This window comes from Pseudomonas aestiva, assembly GCF_039908605.1.
Classification (GTDB): domain Bacteria; phylum Pseudomonadota; class Gammaproteobacteria; order Pseudomonadales; family Pseudomonadaceae; genus Chryseomonas; species Chryseomonas aestiva.
In genome coordinates this window covers 552,711-569,744 of sequence record NZ_CP150916.1, presented here as the reverse complement: position 1 = coordinate 569,744, position 17,034 = coordinate 552,711, and the positions used below count along the sequence as shown (strand labels likewise).

The 17,034-nt window shown below is 65.1% G+C and carries 15 protein-coding genes and 2 tRNA genes; 2 read left to right on the top strand and 15 right to left on the bottom strand.

Annotated elements, in window-relative coordinates; genetic code table 11:
- Positions 1-84: 84 nt before the first annotated feature.
- From rplI to rnr, 7 genes are all read right to left on the bottom strand, one after another.
- The gene (gene rplI / locus AABM56_RS02690) at positions 85-531 is read right to left on the bottom strand and encodes a 50S ribosomal protein L9 (protein ID WP_133862314.1); all 447 of its coding nucleotides are present in this window, start codon (positions 529-531) and stop codon (positions 85-87) included.
- Positions 532-551: 20 nt separating this feature from the next.
- Positions 552-1,442, bottom strand: a complete 891-nt coding sequence (locus tag AABM56_RS02685; RefSeq protein WP_133862315.1) for a hypothetical protein — start codon at positions 1,440-1,442, stop codon at positions 552-554.
- Positions 1,443-1,477: 35 nt separating this feature from the next.
- Positions 1,478-1,708: a 30S ribosomal protein S18 gene (rpsR, locus tag AABM56_RS02680; protein WP_059316384.1), complete on the bottom strand. Its 231-nt coding sequence runs from the start codon at positions 1,706-1,708 to the stop codon at positions 1,478-1,480.
- 26 nt (positions 1,709-1,734) lie between these two features.
- Complete coding sequence (gene rpsF / locus AABM56_RS02675) at positions 1,735-2,151, bottom strand: 30S ribosomal protein S6 (protein WP_007161146.1); 417 nt, start codon at positions 2,149-2,151, stop codon at positions 1,735-1,737.
- Between the two features lie 182 nt (positions 2,152-2,333).
- Entirely contained in the window at positions 2,334-2,708 is a 375-nt protein-coding gene (locus tag AABM56_RS02670) for a response regulator (RefSeq protein ID WP_007161147.1), read from the bottom strand.
- A 130-nt stretch (positions 2,709-2,838) separates the two neighbouring features.
- Positions 2,839-3,591: a 23S rRNA (guanosine(2251)-2'-O)-methyltransferase RlmB gene (gene rlmB / locus AABM56_RS02665; protein ID WP_347883820.1), complete on the bottom strand. Its 753-nt coding sequence runs from the start codon at positions 3,589-3,591 to the stop codon at positions 2,839-2,841.
- Positions 3,588-6,692, bottom strand: coding sequence for a ribonuclease R (gene rnr / locus AABM56_RS02660; RefSeq protein WP_263259632.1), 3,105 nt, complete (start codon positions 6,690-6,692; stop codon positions 3,588-3,590). The genes rlmB and rnr overlap by 4 nt, the downstream gene beginning before the upstream one ends.
- A 210-nt stretch (positions 6,693-6,902) precedes the next feature.
- Between rnr and AABM56_RS02655 the strand changes: the two genes are divergently transcribed.
- Together AABM56_RS02655 and AABM56_RS02650 are read left to right on the top strand one after the other, a co-directional pair.
- Positions 6,903-6,989 (top strand) — tRNA-Leu (locus AABM56_RS02655).
- A 112-nt stretch (positions 6,990-7,101) separates the two neighbouring features.
- Positions 7,102-7,188, top strand: a tRNA-Leu gene (locus AABM56_RS02650).
- Between the two features lie 89 nt (positions 7,189-7,277).
- Here the strand turns inward: AABM56_RS02650 and AABM56_RS02645 are convergent.
- The 8 genes from AABM56_RS02645 to miaA all read right to left on the bottom strand — a co-directional run bounded on the left by AABM56_RS02645 (position 7,278) and on the right by miaA (position 17,022).
- Positions 7,278-9,212 carry a methyl-accepting chemotaxis protein gene (locus AABM56_RS02645; protein ID WP_133862318.1) on the bottom strand — a complete coding sequence of 645 codons (1,935 nt, stop codon included), beginning with the start codon at positions 9,210-9,212 and terminating at the stop codon, positions 7,278-7,280.
- A 199-nt stretch (positions 9,213-9,411) separates the two neighbouring features.
- A complete protein-coding gene (locus AABM56_RS02640; protein ID WP_133862319.1) occupies positions 9,412-10,707 on the bottom strand; it encodes an adenylosuccinate synthase in 1,296 nt (431 codons plus the stop codon).
- 78 nt (positions 10,708-10,785) lie between these two features.
- Positions 10,786-11,973: an ATP phosphoribosyltransferase regulatory subunit gene (locus tag AABM56_RS02635; protein ID WP_133862320.1), complete on the bottom strand. Its 1,188-nt coding sequence runs from the start codon at positions 11,971-11,973 to the stop codon at positions 10,786-10,788.
- Between the two features lie 255 nt (positions 11,974-12,228).
- Positions 12,229-13,098: a protease modulator HflC gene (gene hflC, locus AABM56_RS02630; RefSeq protein ID WP_017642910.1), complete on the bottom strand. Its 870-nt coding sequence runs from the start codon at positions 13,096-13,098 to the stop codon at positions 12,229-12,231.
- The gene (hflK, locus tag AABM56_RS02625; protein ID WP_133862321.1) at positions 13,098-14,285 is read right to left on the bottom strand and encodes an FtsH protease activity modulator HflK; all 1,188 of its coding nucleotides are present in this window, start codon (positions 14,283-14,285) and stop codon (positions 13,098-13,100) included. The genes hflC and hflK overlap by 1 nt, the downstream gene beginning before the upstream one ends.
- 98 nt (positions 14,286-14,383) lie before the next feature.
- On the bottom strand, positions 14,384-15,688 hold the full coding sequence (gene hflX, locus AABM56_RS02620; protein ID WP_133862322.1) for a ribosome rescue GTPase HflX: 1,305 nt from the start codon (positions 15,686-15,688) through the stop codon (positions 14,384-14,386).
- Between the two features lie 20 nt (positions 15,689-15,708).
- Positions 15,709-15,954: an RNA chaperone Hfq gene (gene hfq, locus AABM56_RS02615; RefSeq protein ID WP_007161156.1), complete on the bottom strand. Its 246-nt coding sequence runs from the start codon at positions 15,952-15,954 to the stop codon at positions 15,709-15,711.
- Between the two features lie 87 nt (positions 15,955-16,041).
- Complete coding sequence (gene miaA / locus AABM56_RS02610; RefSeq protein ID WP_347883819.1) at positions 16,042-17,022, bottom strand: tRNA (adenosine(37)-N6)-dimethylallyltransferase MiaA; 981 nt, start codon at positions 17,020-17,022, stop codon at positions 16,042-16,044.
- Positions 17,023-17,034 lie beyond the last annotated feature (12 nt).

The window sequence follows — 17,034 nt, the reverse complement described above, 5'->3', positions numbered from 1 at the left end:
CACGTCACTGCCTTGGCAATGACGTGCCCGATTGTCGACAGACCGGCGCCGGGGCGCAAGTCCGCCAGTCAGGCGACGGCGCGCTTATTCAGCGACGACGACGATCTTGACGGTAGCTTCGACGTCGGTGTGCAGGTGCACTTCGACATCGTATTCGCCAACGCTGCGCAGCGCGCCGTTGGGCAGGCGAACTTCGCTCTTGTCCAGCTCGACGCCAGCGGCGCTGACGGCTTCAGCGATGTCGCGGGTGCCGATGGAACCGAACAGCTTGCCTTCGTCGCCGGAGTTGGCAGCGATGGTTACGGTCAGGTCAGCCAGCTTGGCGGCACGGGCATCAGCCTCGGCCTTCTTCCCGGCAGCTTGCTTCTCGAGCTCGGCGCGACGAGCTTCGAAAGCCTCGACGTTGGCAGCGGTGGCTGCGGTGGCCTTGCCCTGCGGCAGCAGGAAGTTACGGGCGTAGCCGCCCTTGACGTTCACTTTGTCGCCCAGGTTGCCCAGGTTGGCGATCTTTTCCAGCAGGATGACATCCATTGAGTCTTTCCTCTTAACTTTTAACCTTCACCGTCCGCGGGGCCCTGCGGCTCTTGCGCAGACCGCCCACGGAAATCGAACACGCTATCGATCACAGCCAGAATCACCAACAACGGATAGATCAGCTGCCCGAACAGCAGCAGCGTCACGTACAGCCCCACCAGCCAGAATCCCGCCAGGCGCTTGGCCGCCACCAGCCCGTGCAGCAGGGCGATGCCGGCAAAGGCCAGCGGCACGCTGCACAGCGGGGTCAGCAGGCCAAGCCCGCTGCCCAGGTTCGGCGCCAGCACCAGCAGGGCCAGAAGGCCGAGCGCGATGGCTGGACGCAGACGCAGGACGCGAAATTCGCGACCGAACCCCTGGGGGTTGTACAGCGCCGCCTGCCAGTAGCGCCCGAGCATCAGGCACAGCAGGCAGGTGATCTGGAAGAACGCCGCCATCAGGCCGGTCAGCACGGGCAGCAGCAACTGCTGCAACTGCGCCTGCTTTTCCGGCGGCAACTGCGCCGCACTCGGGCCCAACACCTGGGGCAGCAACCGGCGGATTTCCTCCGCCAGCTGCGCGATGCCCTCGGCATAGACCTGCCCCAGCACCAGGGCGAAAACCAACCCCAGCGGGACACTGGCCAACAACACCCGTGTCCAGGACAGGCTCTGGCGCAAAATGGCCGCCAGCAGCGTCGAACCCAGCAACACCAGCACGATGCTGGCATCCCCCAGATACAGCCAGAACAGCGCCGGCAGCAGGGCCCAGACCAGCACCCCGGCCGCCGCGGCAGGTCCCCGGCGCAACAGCACCAGGCTGCCACCGGCAGCGGTCATCCAGTACAGCAGCGGCACGACTGCACCCAGCACCACCACAAGGGTGGCTTGAGTACGGCCGCGCATGATGAACTCAGCCAGAGGCCGCATGCCGTGTTTATCCGTTATTCGTGATCAGGCGTCGATCAACGACCGTGGCTGTCGGTGTAGGGCAGCAGGGCCAGGTAACGGGCACGCTTGATGGCGGCGCCCAGCTGACGCTGGTACTTGGCCTTGGTGCCAGTGATACGGCTCGGGACGATCTTGCCGGTTTCGGAGACGTAGGCCTTCAGGGTGTTGAGATCCTTGTAGTCGATCTCTTTCACGCCTTCGGCGGTGAAACGGCAGAACTTACGACGACGGAAGAAACGTGCCATGACAATGATTCCTCGCTAGATCCAGATTACTCGGCGCTGTCAGCGTCGTCGGAGTTGCCTTCGGCGGACTCGGACTCGGACTCGGCAGGACGCTCGCGACGCTCGCGACGCTCGTTGCGGTTTTCTTCGGCCTTGAGCATCTCGGATTGACCGGTGACGGCCTCGTCACGGCGCAGGATCATATTGCGGATCACGGCGTCGTTGTAGCGGAAGTTGTCTTCCAGCTCGGCCAGGGCCTTGGCGCTGCACTCGATGTTCATGAGTACATAGTGAGCCTTGTGAACGTTGTCGATGGCGTAAGCCAGCTGACGACGGCCCCAGTCTTCCAGGCGATGGACTTTGCCACCGTCTTCTTCGATAGCCTTGGTGTAGCGCTCGACCATGCCGCCCACCTGTTCGCTCTGGTCCGGATGAACCAGGAACACGACTTCGTAATGACGCATTTAATGCTCCTTACGGGTTGCAGCCTGCCGCGGAAACGCGGTCAGACAAGGAGTGAATAGTTCGGATGACTTGCCCTGCGGAATGCGGACGCACTCCGGGCAAGGGGCAACATTCTAGAGAAGGGCGCCGGAGGGCGCAACCGCAGGCATGTCCGACGCGACCGCCGGACAACCTCAGGCACTCAGCGTTGCACGTCGGCCAGGGCCTGGCGGATCTTGTTCAGGTCATAGGGCTTGATCAGCACCCCGACCCGCGCCTCCATGCCCGGCTCGCGCTCGAAGGCATAACCCGAGGCGACGACAATGCGCAGCGTCGGATCCATCGCCAGGGCGCGCCGGGTCAGTTCAATGCCGGACATGCCGCCCAGCCCGATATCGGTGAACAGCACATCGTGTTCGCGCTGCGGCAGCAACTCCAGGGCAGCCTCTGCCGAGGCGACCGCCGTGACCTGATGGTCCAGCTCCTCGATGACTTCGGTGGTCAGCATGCGCAGCGTGGCATCGTCTTCGACGAGCAGCACTCGCAAGCCTACCGGCTCTTGGATCTCCTGACTCACGCGGGCATCCTCTTGTTGACAGGCCTCGCGCCGGGCTTTCCCGGGGCGAGGCCGGTATTCTGCGCACTGCAGCGCGATTCGTATAGTGCGATACGCACTGCGTCGGTACCCAGACGTTTCCTGGCGTGGACTACCCGGGCGCAGAGGTGCGTCTTTGACGCACGGCCTCGAACAGGCAGACCCCGGTCGCCACCGAGACATTGAGACTGCTAACGATGCCAGCCATGGGCAGACGGGCCAGATGATCGCAATGCTCGCGGGTCAGACGGCGCATGCCCTTGCCCTCGGCGCCCATGACCACCACGGTCGGCCCACTCATGTCGACGTCGTAGATATCCTGAGTCGCCTCACCGGCGGTACCGACGATCCACAGGCCACGCTTCTGCAGCTTTTCCAGGGTGCGCGCCAGGTTGGTGACAGCCACCAGCGGCAACACCTCGGCAGCACCACAGGCCACCTTGCGCACCACGGCGGTCAGGGTAGCCGACTTGTCCTTGGGCACGATGACCGCAAGGGCCCCGGCGGCATCGGCGCTACGCAGGCAGGCACCGAGGTTGTGCGGATCGGTCACGCCATCGAGTACCAGCAGCAGCGGCGGTCCTTCGGCCCGGTCGAGCAACTCCTCGAGCATGGCCTCGCCCCAGACCTGACTCGGACTGACCTGGGCCACCACGCCCTGGTGCACACCCTCGGCCAGCTCATCGAGCAAGGCCCGCGGCTTGCTTTCCACCGCCAGACGCTGACCGGCGGCCAGCTCCAGCAGGGTATCGACCCGCGGCTCACGCCGCCCTTCGGCGATCCACAGCTGCTTCACCCGCCGCGGATGGAAGCGCAACAGCGCTTCCACGGCGTGGATACCGTAGACGGTCTCCAGCTGGCTCATGCGTCATCCTTGGGGCGCGACTGACCCTTGCGATGAGGCTTCTTCGCCTTGGTCTTGGTCTTGCCTTTGGCTGCAGCCTTGGCCTGGCCTTCGGCCTTGGACTTGCCTGCCGATTTCTTCTTGGCACTTGCAGCCTTGGCCTTCTTGACCTTGGCATCCACCGCCGCAGCCCCTTCGGCAGCCGCCCCTTTATCCTGACGTGCTGGTGCGGTACGACTCTTGGCCGTGTCGCTGGCCTTGCCCTTGTCGCTATTACCTTTGGCCTTGGCCTTGGCTTTGCCTTGGGCTTTGGGCTTGCCGCCCTCGACCTTGGCTTCGGCCAGCAGCGCCTGCTTCACCGCACGACTACGTCTGACGTCGGTATTACCGAGCAATGGGTCGTCCTGCTTCGGCGCTTCTGGCGAAGTCACCTCAACCGAGGCTGGCATAGACGCCTCGGCGTCCTGCTTTCGCCCCGCAGCGGCCGCGCGCCGACGGGCGCTGCGCGAGCGCCGCGGTTCGGACTCCGACTCTGGCGAAACGCTTGCAGGTGTTGCCTCGACCGCCGCGGCGACACCCTGCTCCTGCGCCGGCGCACCACGACGACGACCGTTACGCGAAGAATTGGGTTGCTGCTCAGACTTCGCCGAAACGGGCTCGACCGCAGCCTCGGCAACCGGGACGACGCTCGATTCCTGCGCCGGCGCGCCGCGACGACGGCCGCTACGCGAGCGGCGAGACCCTCGCTCTGGCGCCGGGGAGACAGGCTCGCCCGAGGCTTCGGCAGCCGGAGCAGCGCTTGGCTCCTGCGCTGGCGCTGGCGCACCGCGGCGACGGTTGTCGCGCTTGTTGCGCGGCTCGCGCTCTTCCCGCACGCGTGGCGCCCCGGCACTGGCCGGCAGTACGAAGTCGATCTTGCGCTCGTCCAGATCGACGCGCGCCACCACCACTTCGAGGGGATCGCCCAGGCGGTAGCTGCGACCACTGCGCTCACCGGAGAGGCGATGGTGGACGCTGTCGAAGTGGTAGTAGTCGTCGGGCAGCGCGGTGACATGCACCAGCCCCTCGACGAACACCTCGGACAATTCGACGAACAGGCCGAAGCCGGTCACCGCGATGATGACGCCGGCAAAGGTCTCGCCGACGCGATCCTTCATGAACTCGCACTTGAGCCAGTTGGAAACGTCCCGCGTGGCTTCGTCGGCACGGCGCTCGGTCATGGAGCACTGCTCGCCGAGCTGATCCAGGCGCAATTCGTCATAGGGATAGATGCGCGCCTTGGCCATGCTCGTCGCGCCTGCGCGCTTGACGTGCTTGGTCTCCAGCTTGGAGCGGATGACGCTGCGGATCGCCCGATGCACCAGCAGATCCGGATAGCGCCGGATCGGCGAGGTGAAATGGGTATAGGCCTCGTAGTTGAGACCGAAGTGACCATTGTTGTCCGGGCTGTAGACCGCCTGGCTCAGCGACCTGAGCATCACCGTCTGGATCAGCCGGAAGTCCGGCCGCTCGCGGATCTGCTGCAGCAGCGCCTGGTAGTCCGAGGGCACCGGATTGGCCTTGCCCTTGGTCAGCGACAGGCCCATCTCACCGAGGAACTGCCGCAGATTGGTCTGCTTTTCCAGGGGTGGCGCGTCGTGTACCCGGTACAGGGCCGGCACCTTGTGCTTCTCGAGGAACTTGGCAGTGGCCACGTTGGCGCACAGCATGCATTCCTCGATCAGCTTGTGGGCATCGTTGCGCTGGGTCGGGCGGATCTCGGAGATCTTGCGATCGGCGCCAAAGACGATGCGGGTGTCCTGGGTGTCGAAATCGATGGCCCCGCGGACATGACGGGCAGCCAGCAGCACCCTGTACAGACTGTAGAGCTGCTCCAGGTGCGGCACTACCTCGCCGAGCTGCTTGCGCAACTGCTTGCCTTCGGCCGACTTGGGCTGCTCCAGCACCGTGGAGACCTTGTTGTAGGTCAGGCGCGCGTGGGAGTGGATGACCGCTTCGTAGAACTGGTAGCCGGTCATGCGCCCGGACGCGGCGATGGTCATCTCGCAGACCATGGCCAGGCGATCCACCTGGGGATTGAGCGAGCAGAGCCCATTCGACAGGGCCTCGGGCAGCATGGGAATCACGCGCTCGGGGAAATACACCGAGTTGCCGCGCTTCTCCGCCTCGGCGTCCAGCGCCGAGCCGACCTTGACGTAGTGGGAGACGTCGGCGATGGCGACGTAGAGCCGCCAGCCACCGGACTTCTTGGCCTCGGCATAGACGGCATCGTCGAAGTCACGGGCGTCTTCGCCATCGATGGTCACGAAGGGCAACTGGCGCAGATCGATGCGCTTCTGCTTGTCCTTCTCTTCCACCTCGGGCTTGAGCTTGGCGGCTTCCTTCTCGACGGCCTTGGGCCATTCGTTGGGGATGTCGTAGCTGCGCAGCGCCACCTCGATCTCCATGCCCGGCGCCATGTAGTCGCCGAGAATCTCGACCACTTCGCCCTGGGCCTGGCGGAAGGTGGTGGGCCATTCGTCGATGCGCACCTGCACGAACTGGCCGTGAGCGGCGCCGCCGTGCTTGCCTTCGGGCACCAGCACCTGCTGGCCGATCTTGGGATTGTCCGGCACCACGTAGGCCAGGCCGCTCTCCTGGAAGAAACGACCGACCAGGGATTCATGTGCCCGGGTGACCACCTCGACCAGACCGCCTTCGCGACGACCGCGCCGATCGTGACCGGCGACCCGCGCCAGGGCGATGTCGCCGTCGAACACCAGACGCATCTGCGCCGGGCTGAGGAAGAGGTCGTCGCTGCCGTCGTCGGGGATCAGGAAGCCGAAGCCATCGCGATGGCCGGCGATGCGTCCGCGCACCAGATCCAGCTTGTCGATGGGGGCATAGGCGCCGCGGCGGGTATAGATCACCTGACCATCGCGCTCCATGGCGCGCATGCGCCGCCGCAGGGCTTCGAGCTGGTCCTCGGTGACGAGACCGAATTCTTCGGCCAACTGGGGCCGTGTGGCCGGGGCGCCGCGATCGGCGAGATGAGCCAGAATGAGTTCGCGACTCGGAATGGGGTTATCGTACTTTTCCGCTTCCCGGGCGGCCTCGGGATCGAGGGATTGCCAATCGGCCATCAGTCTGGGGTTACCTTCTAAGTCTGGGTTCGGTAGGAACTGCCATAACGCCTATTGAAACGTGAAAACCGCGCAATAGTTAGCCTGGCATGCTCAATAAAAATATTTTTCACAGCAGGGGTTTACAAGCAAACGCCCCCTAAGTAAAGTGCCGCCCCACGACGCCGTGAGCAATCGCGACGTCGGAGATGAGCAATCATCGCCTTGAGTGCCCAGGTGGCGGAATTGGTAGACGCACTAGGTTCAGGTCCTAGCGGTGGCAACACCGTGGAAGTTCGAGTCTTCTCCTGGGCACCACTCATTATAGTCGATCGATTTGCAGATCGGTCGACGAAAAGCCGGCGCTAGCCGGTTTTTTAATCCTGAAACCCGCAAGGGCGACGGGAAGCGATCAGAAGTCGCGCTGCAGGCCCAGGTGGCGGAATTGGTAGACGCACTAGGTTCAGGTCCTAGCGGTGGCAACACCGTGGAAGTTCGAGTCTTCTCCTGGGCACCAATACCAAGCGGACGATCCCAGATCGGACGCAACAGAAAAAACCGGCTTTGGCCGGTTTTTTCTTGCCCGCGAAAAGGCGCGGGTCTCCCCTACGCCTTGAACTGCCCCAGACTGCCGCGCAGCTGAGCGGCCAGTTCCGCCAGGGTGCGACTGCTGTCCGCAGTGGCCGCCACCGACTCGGCGGCACGCAGCGCCTCGCCATGGATGACCTCGACCCGCTGGCGCACCGCCGCGGCACCCGCCGCCTGGCGCTGGGCGGCCTGGGCAGCCGTGCTCATGCTGGCATGCACCTGATCCACTGCGCGGTGGACATCCTGCTGGATGCGCTTGCTGTCGCGCAGCACGGCCAACCCGCTGCTGGCCTGCTGCCGCGCCTCGCCTATGGCGGCGACCGCCTCGCGCGCCCCTTCCTGCAGTCCGGCGATATGCGTCCGGATGCTGCCGGTGGACTCCTGGGTCTTGCTGGCCAGCGCCCGCACCTCGTCGGCGACCACCGCGAAGCCACGCCCGCTCTCGCCGGCCCTGGCCGCCTCGATGGCCGCATTGAGCGCCAGCAGATTGGTCTGCTCGGCGATCCCGCGGATCACGTCCAGCACCACCTCGATCTGCTCGCTTTGCGCGGCCAGCCGTTCGATCACCTGGGCACCCGACTCGACCTGGGTCACCAGCCCCTCGATACCCTCGGCCACCTCGGTGGCGATCCGGGCATTGCTCTGGGCAGAGCTGCGGATGGCTTCCACCTGCTGCAGCGCGCCCTGCATGGCCAGACTTTCGCCCTCGGCCTCCGCGGCGATGCCGGACAAGGCCTCCAGGCTGCGGGCCACCTCTTCGCGCTGACGCAGCGCTGCCGCTTCGGCGGTGGCGCTGCTGCCGGCCAGGCCGCGAATTTCTTCGCCGGTGCGTGCGGCGACGCCATGGGCCTCGCCCACCAGCGGCTGCAGCTTGGCCAGGAAGCGATCGACCGCCCCACCCAACGCCTGGATCTCATCGCCCTGCCCCAGCTGCAGGCGGCGGGTCAGATCCCCCTCCCCGGCCGCCAGATCGTCCAGCGCCCGCTGCAGCACACCGATCCGGCGCAGCACCCGGCGACCCAGCACCAGCGCCACGGCCACGACCATCACCACGCCAACCCCGATCAGCCCCAGGGCGATCTGCCAGCGCAGCGCGCCCGCCAGGGCGGCGACCGCCTCACCGGCATTGCGACTCATGGCCAGGGCGGCCTGGCGGGTGCCTTCCAGGCGCGTCGCCAGGGTCGCGGCACTGCCCTTGGCGGCGGCCGTCACGCTGCTGGAGACCAGAACGCCAGCGTCGTCGATCAGACTCTTGAAGCTCTGATCCAGGGCCGCGCCGGTGCGCTCGATGACCTGAGTGGAAAAGCCCACCACCACCTTGCCGATCTCCACGCCGTTGGGACTGATGGAGGCATCCACGCGATAGACCGAGGGATCCCGGGTCGCGGCATCCAGCACCTTGGCCAGGGCGCCCTCGCCCTGGCCCATGGCGAGCAGGCGCGCCACGCGCTCGTCCTGACGATTGAGATAACGGGTCAGATTCTGGCCCTGGGCATCCTGGAAGACCACGAACAGCACCTCGGGATTGCCCTGCGCCCGGCGCGCCAGGTCGGACAGCGCCGGTACATCGGCATCCCACATCGCCTTGGGTGCCACACCCGCCAGCAACTCGGCCAGATTCTGCGCATTGCTCTTGAGGGTAGCGGTCAGGGTCTCTCCGACCTGCTGCCGCTCGCGCGCCAGGCGTTGCGCAAGTCCCTCCGCCAGCCGCGTGCGGGTCTGCCCGGCCAGCTCGGCAAGACTGCCATCCACCTCGCCACCGGCCTGGCGCAGGGTCTCGGCGAGCTGCTCGGATTCGCCGGACAGGCGCGCGGCCAGACCGGACTGCAGGCCCTTCACCGCATCCTGGGTCAGCCATAGCGCCAGGCCCACCTGGAGAACGACGGCGAGCAACAGACTGATGAATACCGGCAACAACAGACGGCTGCGCAGCAGCGACAAGAGAAACGACATGGGGGTCTCCAGCGGCGAGGGACATTCACAGGCTGTCGGCCAACTCGAGAAGAGCTGGAGCCTCAGCGATAAATAGTCATAGCAATATGCTGGCCATTTCGGACCAGCGGCCGTCCCCGAGCTACCAGCGTCTCCTGCCCCCCCGGAAACAGAAAAGCCCCGCGGGGCGGGGCTTTTCAGGCTGCATCCTTTTAGCGCATCAGGCGAAAGGATGGCGCAGCACGATGGTTTCCTTGCGATCCGGACCGGTCGAGACGATGTCGATCGGCGCCTCGACCAGCTCGGCGATACGGCGGATGTAGGCCTGGGCATTGGCCGGCAGCGCCTCGAGGCTCTGGGCACCCACGGTGGATTCGCTCCAGCCGGGCATGTCCTCGTACACCGGCTGCAGACCGATGTAGCTGTCAGCGTCGGTGGGCGCCTCGGTCAGCAGGTTGCCGGCGGCATCCTTGTAACCGGTGCAGATGCGCACGGTTTCCAGACCGTCGAGCACGTCCAGCTTGGTCAGGCACAGGCCGGAGATGCTGTTGATCTCGATGGAGCGACGCAGGATCACGGCATCGAACCAGCCGCAACGGCGCGGACGACCGGTGACGGAGCCGAATTCATGGCCCTGCTTGGCCAGGTAGGCACCGGTCTCGTCGAACAGTTCGGTCGGGAAGGGACCCGAGCCGACGCGGGTGGTGTAGGCCTTGGTGATGCCGAGGATGTAGTCCAGGTACAGCGGACCCACGCCGGAACCGGTCGCCACGCCACCGGCGGTGGTGTTGGAACTGGTGACGAAGGGATAGGTGCCGTGGTCGATGTCCAGCAGGGTGCCCTGCGCACCTTCGAACATCAGGTTCTCACCGGCCTTGCGCAGCTCGTGCAGACGGCTGACGACGTCCATGACCAGCGGCTGCATGACCTTGGCGTGCGCCATGGCCTCGTCGTAGGTCTTCTGGAAGTCCACCGGCGGCTCGTTGAAGTAGTTCTGCAGGACGAAATTGTGATAGTCCAGCACTTCCTTGAGCTTGACCGCGAAACGCTCCGGGTGGAACAGATCGCCGACACGCAGACCGCGACGGGCGATCTTGTCTTCGTAGGCCGGGCCGATGCCGCGACCGGTGGTACCGATCTTGGCTTCGCCACGGGCCTTCTCACGCGCCTGATCCAGGGCCACGTGATAGGGCAGGATCAGCGAGCAGGCCGAGCTGATGCGCAGGCGCTCGCGCACCGGCACGCCGCGCGCTTCCAGCTCGCCGACTTCCTTGAACAGGGCTTCCGGCGACAGCACCACGCCATTGCCGATCAGGCACTGGGTGTCGGCGCGCAGGATGCCCGAGGGAATCAGCCGCAGGATGGTCTTCTGGCCATCGATGACCAGCGTGTGGCCGGCATTGTGACCGCCCTGATAACGCACCACGGCAGCGGCCTGGTCGGTCAGCAGATCCACGATCTTGCCCTTGCCCTCATCACCCCACTGGGTGCCCAGGACGACGACGTTCTTACCCATAACCTTATCCCCTGTCAGGAAGATTTCTGTCGGCCAGGCCGACGATGCTCACATTCACCCGGATGCCAGATCCGGTGCTTAGGAATTCACGGGCACCACGACCCAGGCGCCCTGCTGCTCGACCAGGCGGCGATCGCAACCCGAGCTGTGCAACTGGTCCGCGTCGTCATGACCGGTGGCCTGGACCACCCGCTCGCCCGCGGCGCGCAATTCGCGCACCGCCTGCCAGAGCACCGGCGCATGGCCAGCCGGCGCCCAGATGCCGCGGCGCGGCTCGTCGAGCACGGCGGTGCCCAGCTCGACGAGGGTCTTCAGATCGGTGGAAAAACCGGTGGCGGGACGCGAACGCCCGAAGTCGGCACCGATGTTGTCATAGCGACCACCCTGGGCGATGGACTGCCCGGTGCCCGGCACGAAGGCGGCGAAGACCACGCCGGTGTGGTAGTGATAACCGCGCAGCTCGCCCAGATCGAAATACAGCGGCACGCCCGGGAAACGACCCTGGAGCGATTCGGCCAGGGCGATCAGCTCCTCCAGCGACTGCAGGACGCCTGCGGGCGCACCCGCCAGGCGCTGCCGGGCCTGGTCGAGCACCGCGGCATCGCCGCTGAGCTCAGCCAGGGCCCGCAGCCAGCCGCGCTCGGCGGCGGGCAACTCGGCGGTCAGCTCGGCGATCTCGTCGACCGCCTTGCGCTGCAGGGCATCGAACAGCTGCTGCTCGCTGGCGCCGGAGATGCCGGCCGCCTGGCATAGCCCGCGATAAATCCCCACGTGCCCCAGATCCATGTGGATATCGGGCACCTGGGCCTGCTCGAGCACATCGAGCATCAGGCTGATGACTTCCAGATCCCCTTCGCTGCCGGGCACGCCATAGAGCTCGGCGCCGACCTGGATCGGACTGCGCGAGGTGGACAGGGCACGGGGACGGGTATGCAGCACGCTGCCGGCATAGCACAGTCGGCTCGGGCCGCTCTGCTTGAGGCTATGGGCTTCCATGCGCGCCACCTGGGGCGTGATGTCGGAGCGGAAGCCCATAAGGCGACCGGAGCTGGGATCGGTCACCTTGAAGGTGCGCAGCTCCAGCTCCTTGGCCGCGCCGGTGAGCAGCGATTCCAGGAATTCCAGGTGCGGGGTGATGACGAACTCGTAGCCCCAGCAATGGAACAGTTCCAGCACCCGGCGCCGAGCGCCCTCGATGCGCGCCGCGTCGGGCGGCAGGATTTCCTCGATACCGTCAGGCAGCAGCCAGCGGTCTACCGTAGCCATTAGGCCTCTTCTCCATGTCATGGATCGGCACGCGGCTGCCGAGGTCGGCGCAGTGGATTCCTGGAGAATCCTGCCGCCGGATCAAGCCGCTCTGCCGTGGATTGCTACCCGGATCAGCCAGGGCGTCGCCCTTCCACGGGTTTCGTACGGACGCAAAAAAGCCGGGGATGGCCCCGGCTGATTCATGATAACACGAAAAAATCGGCGATCGGGGATGAACGACGAGCGAAGCCTAGCCGCCGCTCATCCCGGACCTCACTGCCCCGGACTCTGGAAATACTTGAAGAAATCGCTCTTCGGATCCAGCACCAGGACATCGCTCTTGCTGGAGAAGCTGGAGCGATAGGCCTGCAGGCTGCGATAGAAGGAGAAGAACGACGGATTCTTCGAGTAGGCCTGGGAATACACCTGGGCCGCCTGGGCATCACCCTCACCACGGGCCTGTTCGGCCTGGCGATAGGCTTCGGCCAGCAGCACGCGGCGCTGACGATCGGCGTCGGCACGGATGCCTTCGGCCAGTTCGCGACCCTTGGCCCGGTGCTCACGGGCTTCCCGTTCACGCTCGGTACTCATCCGCTCATAGACGCTGCGGCTGACTTCCTTGGGCAGGTCGATGGCCTTGACGCGCACGTCCAGCACCTCGATACCCAGCTCCTGGTTGGCCATCTTGTTCAGCGCCGCGGTCAGCGAACCGACCATTGCATCCCGCTCACCGGAGACCACCTCATGCAGGGTGCGACGACCGAACTGGTCACGCAGTCCCGCTTCCAGGCGGCGCAGCAGGCGTTCGTCGGCGATCTGCTTGAGACCCGAGGTCGCGGTGTAGTAGCGATCGGCATTGAAGATGCGCCACTTGGCGTAGGCATCGACCATCACCGCTTTCTTTTCCAGCGTCAGAAAACGCTGCGTCGGGGTATCCAGCGTCTGCAGGCGGGCATCGAACTTGCGCACCCGGTTGACGTACGGGATCTTGAAGTGCAGGCCGGGCTCCAGATTGGGCTCGACCACGCGACCGAAGCGCAGCATCACCGCGCGCTCGGTCTCCTTCACCACGAACAGACTGCTCCAGGCCGCAAGACCTAGAACGACCACGACGATCAGCGCGGCCAGCGATTTGTTGCTCATCAGCGGCTCTCCCTCGTACGCGCTTCGGTGGACTGCGGCAGATTGCGAATGACCGAGGCCGCCGTGTCGCTCGATGCCGCCGGGGCAGCACCGCTGCTGATGGCCGAGGTCGGTGCCGGAGCACGGTTCTGCATCAGCTTGTCGAGCGGCAGATAGAGCAGATTCTGGCCGGCCTGACCGGTGACCATGATCTTGCTCGACTGGCCAAGCACTTCCTGCATCGTCTCGATGTACAGACGCTCGCGGGTCAGCTGCGGATTGGCCGCGTACTGGACCGCCAGCTGGCTGAAGCGCGAGGCATCACCCTGGGCACGGGCCACGACTTCGTCGCGATAGCCGTTGGCTTCCTCGATGATGCGCTGGGCAGCACCGCGAGCCTCGGGGATCACGCCGTTGGCATAGGCTTCGGCCTGGTTCTTCTCGCGCTGTTCATCCTCGCGAGCACGGATCACGTCGTCGAAGGCTTCCTGAACTTCACGCGGCGCTGCTGCGCTCTGGATATTCACCTGGGTCACCGTGATGCCGGTGCCGTAGGTGTCGAGGAAGCGCTGCAGACGCTCGCGCACACTGGTGGCGACCTGTTCGCGGCCGTCGGTCAGCAACTGGTCCATGGTCGAGGAGCCGGCCACATGCCGCACCGCGCTGTCGGTCGCCTGCTGCAGGCTGACCTCGGGCTGGTCGACATTGAGGACGAAGTCCTTGAGGTTGGTGATGCGGTACTGGACGGTCAGCGGCACCTCGACGATGTTCTCGTCCTGGGTCAGCATGGCGCCCTGCTTGCTGTAGGCCCGCTCACGGGTGACGTTTTCCTGGTACTTGGTCTCGAAGGGCGGGAAGTAGATGTTCAGGCCGGGCCCTACCGTCTCATGGTATTTGCCCAGGCGCAGCACCACTGCCTGCTCCTGCTCGTCCACGACGTAGACGGCGTTGTACAGCCAGAGCGCGCCGACCAGCAGTACGCCCAGGAGCAGCAAGCCCTTGCCACCACCCGAGCCGAAACTGTCGCCGCCACTGCCGCCGGACCGCTTCTTGCCGCCAACCAGGCGGTTGATGCGGTCCTGAAACTTACGCAAGGCTTCGTCGAGATCCGGCGGCCCCTTGCGTCCACCATTGCCGCCACCGTTGTTGTTGCGGCCGCCCCAGGGGTCTTGATTGTTCGAGTTGCCACCGGGCTCGTTCCAAGCCATAGCGCTCTCCCTACTGATAACGCGAAAACGCGCCGAAATGGCGCGCCGACCAATGCTACCGGATGGTCCCTGCCCGAACAAAAGCGCCGAGCGGGGGTTTATTGCAAAACATGTTGCTGGATAAAGACTTCCGGTTCTTCACCGGCCCGGCTGAGCAGTCGATTGAGTTCGGCGCGGGGTACTCGTACAGACAACAGGATGTTGCCTTCGTCATCATGATCGTCCTGGCGAACCACGCCCAGGTCAAACAGCTGCGCGCGCAGCCGGGCATGTCGCTGAGGCAGGCGCAGCACGCCGACCAAGAGATCCTCGCCAAGCAATTCGGCGACGGCCTGACCGACCAGCTCCAGACCGCGACCTTCGCGCGCCGACACCCAGACCCGGATCGGGCGTCCGGTTTCGTCGTCGCGCTGGATATGCGGCTCGACCCCGTCGAGCAGATCGAGCTTGTTGTAGATTTCCAGCATTGGCAGCTCATCGGCGCCGATCTCGTGCAGCACCGCCTCGACCTGCTCGATCTGCAGCTGGCGATCGTCCTCGTGGGCATCGATCACGTGCAGCAACAGGTCGGAGTTGCTGGATTCCTCCAGCGTCGCGCGGAAAGCCTCGACCAGCTTGTGCGGCAGATGGCGGATGAAGCCCACGGTATCGGCCAGCACGATCGGCCCCAGATCCGGCAGCTCCAGACGACGCAGGGTGGGATCGAGGGTGGCGAACAGCAGATTGGCCGCATAGACGCCGGATTCGGTGAGGCTGTTGAACAGGGTGGACTTGCCGGCGTTGGTGTAGCCCACCAGGGACACCGAGGGAATCTCGGCCCGCCGACGCCCGCGCCGAGCCTGCTCGCGCTGGCTGCGCACCTTGTCCAGGCGCTGGCGGATCTGACGGATACGGATCCGCAGCAGACGACGGTCGGTCTCGAGCTGGGTTTCACCCGGGCCGCGCAGACCGATACCGCCCTTCTGCCGTTCGAGGTGAGTCCAGCCGCGTACCAGCCGCGTACTCATGTGTTCGAGCTGGGCGAGCTCCACCTGCAGCTTGCCCTCGTGGGTCCGGGCGCGCTGGGCGAAGATATCGAGAATGAGGCCCGTGCGGTCGAGGACGCGGCACTCGAAGGCTTTTTCGAGGTTGCGTTCCTGACTGGGCGTGAGGTCATGGTTGAAGATGACCAGATCGGCGGCATGGGCGTGCACCTGATCGTGCAGTTCCTCGACCTTGCCGGTACCGATGAGATAACGCGCGGTCGGCTGGCTGCGATTCACCGTGACGAAAGACACGGTCTCCGCACCCGCCGATCGCGCGAGTTCGAGAAACTCCTGAGGATCTTCGCGCGCCTCGGGATGCAGGCCTTCCAAATGGACCAGAATGGCCCGCTCACCACCTTCGTGACGCTCGAAGAACAACAGGGCGCTCCTCTTGTTATTTATTCGCTATCCGACTCGCTCGTCTCGGAGCTGGGCAGACGGACCGGGCGGCTCGGCACCACGGTGGAGATTGCATGCTTGTAGACCATCTGGCTGACGGTGTTCTTGAGCAGAATCACGAACTGGTCGAAGGACTCGATCTGACCCTGCAGCTTGATACCATTGACGAGATAGATGGAAACCGGAACGCGCTCTTTACGCAGGGTGTTCAGGTAAGGGTCTTGTAGCGAATGCCCTTTTGACATCGTGTCGCTCTCCTAAGGAAATGAAAATACCGATCTGGCGACATGCCAGTTTCCGCTGCCCACCATGGACACGCGGACAAAAACGATTCAGCTGTGGGGCGATATGGTGTCACCGGACAGGCATTTCAAGATCCGCGGCAGATTGTCACAAGCCAGGCTGTCGAAGGTGTGCGCGGCGGGCCAGCCACGCAACCAGGTCAACTGCCGCTTCGCCAATTGCCGCGTCGCCGCCACGCCACGCGCCACCATCTCTTCCCGCGTGCAATCCCCTTCCAGGAACTCCCACACCTGACGATAGCCTACGGATCGCATGGACGGCAGACCAGGATGCAGATCGGGACGTTCCCGCAAGGCTGAAACTTCGTCGATGAAGCCCTGTTCCAGCATCAGATTGAAGCGCTCGGCGATACGCGCATGGAGCACCTCACGCCGACCGGGCGCCAGGATCAATTGGGCCACAGTATAGGGTAATTGCGTCTGGGGCGCGCCGTTCGAATCGGCATTGGCGCTCATTTGCAGCGCGCGATGCGCGGTCATCGACTGGCCGCTGACGCGATACACCTCGAGGGCGCGCAGGAGGCGCTGGGGGTCGTTGGGATGGATGCGCGCGGCCGACACCGGATCGACCTCGGCCAGTTGCCGATGGATCTCGCCCCAGCCCGCCGTGGCCGCCAGCGCCTCGATCTCGGCCCGTACTCCGGCATCGGCACCGGGCATGTCGGCCAGGCCTTCGAGCAGGGCCTTGAAATAGAGCATGGTGCCGCCCACCAGCAGCGGGATGCGCCCGGCCGCGGTGATTTCGGCCATGGCCGCCAGGGCATCGGCCCGAAATTCGGCGGCGGAATAGCTCTCGGCGGGATCGCGAATGTCCACCAGCCGGTGCGGATGGGTGGCCAGCAGCTCGGCGTCAGGTTTGGCGGTGCCTATGTCCATGCCGCGATAGATGAGCGCCGAATCCACGCTGATCAGCTCGACGGGCAGCAGCCGTGCCAGTTCGATGGCGAGATCGGTCTTGCCGGAGGCGGTCGGCCCCATGAGAAAGATGGCGGGCGGCAGGGGGGCGGTCATGAGGGATTCTCG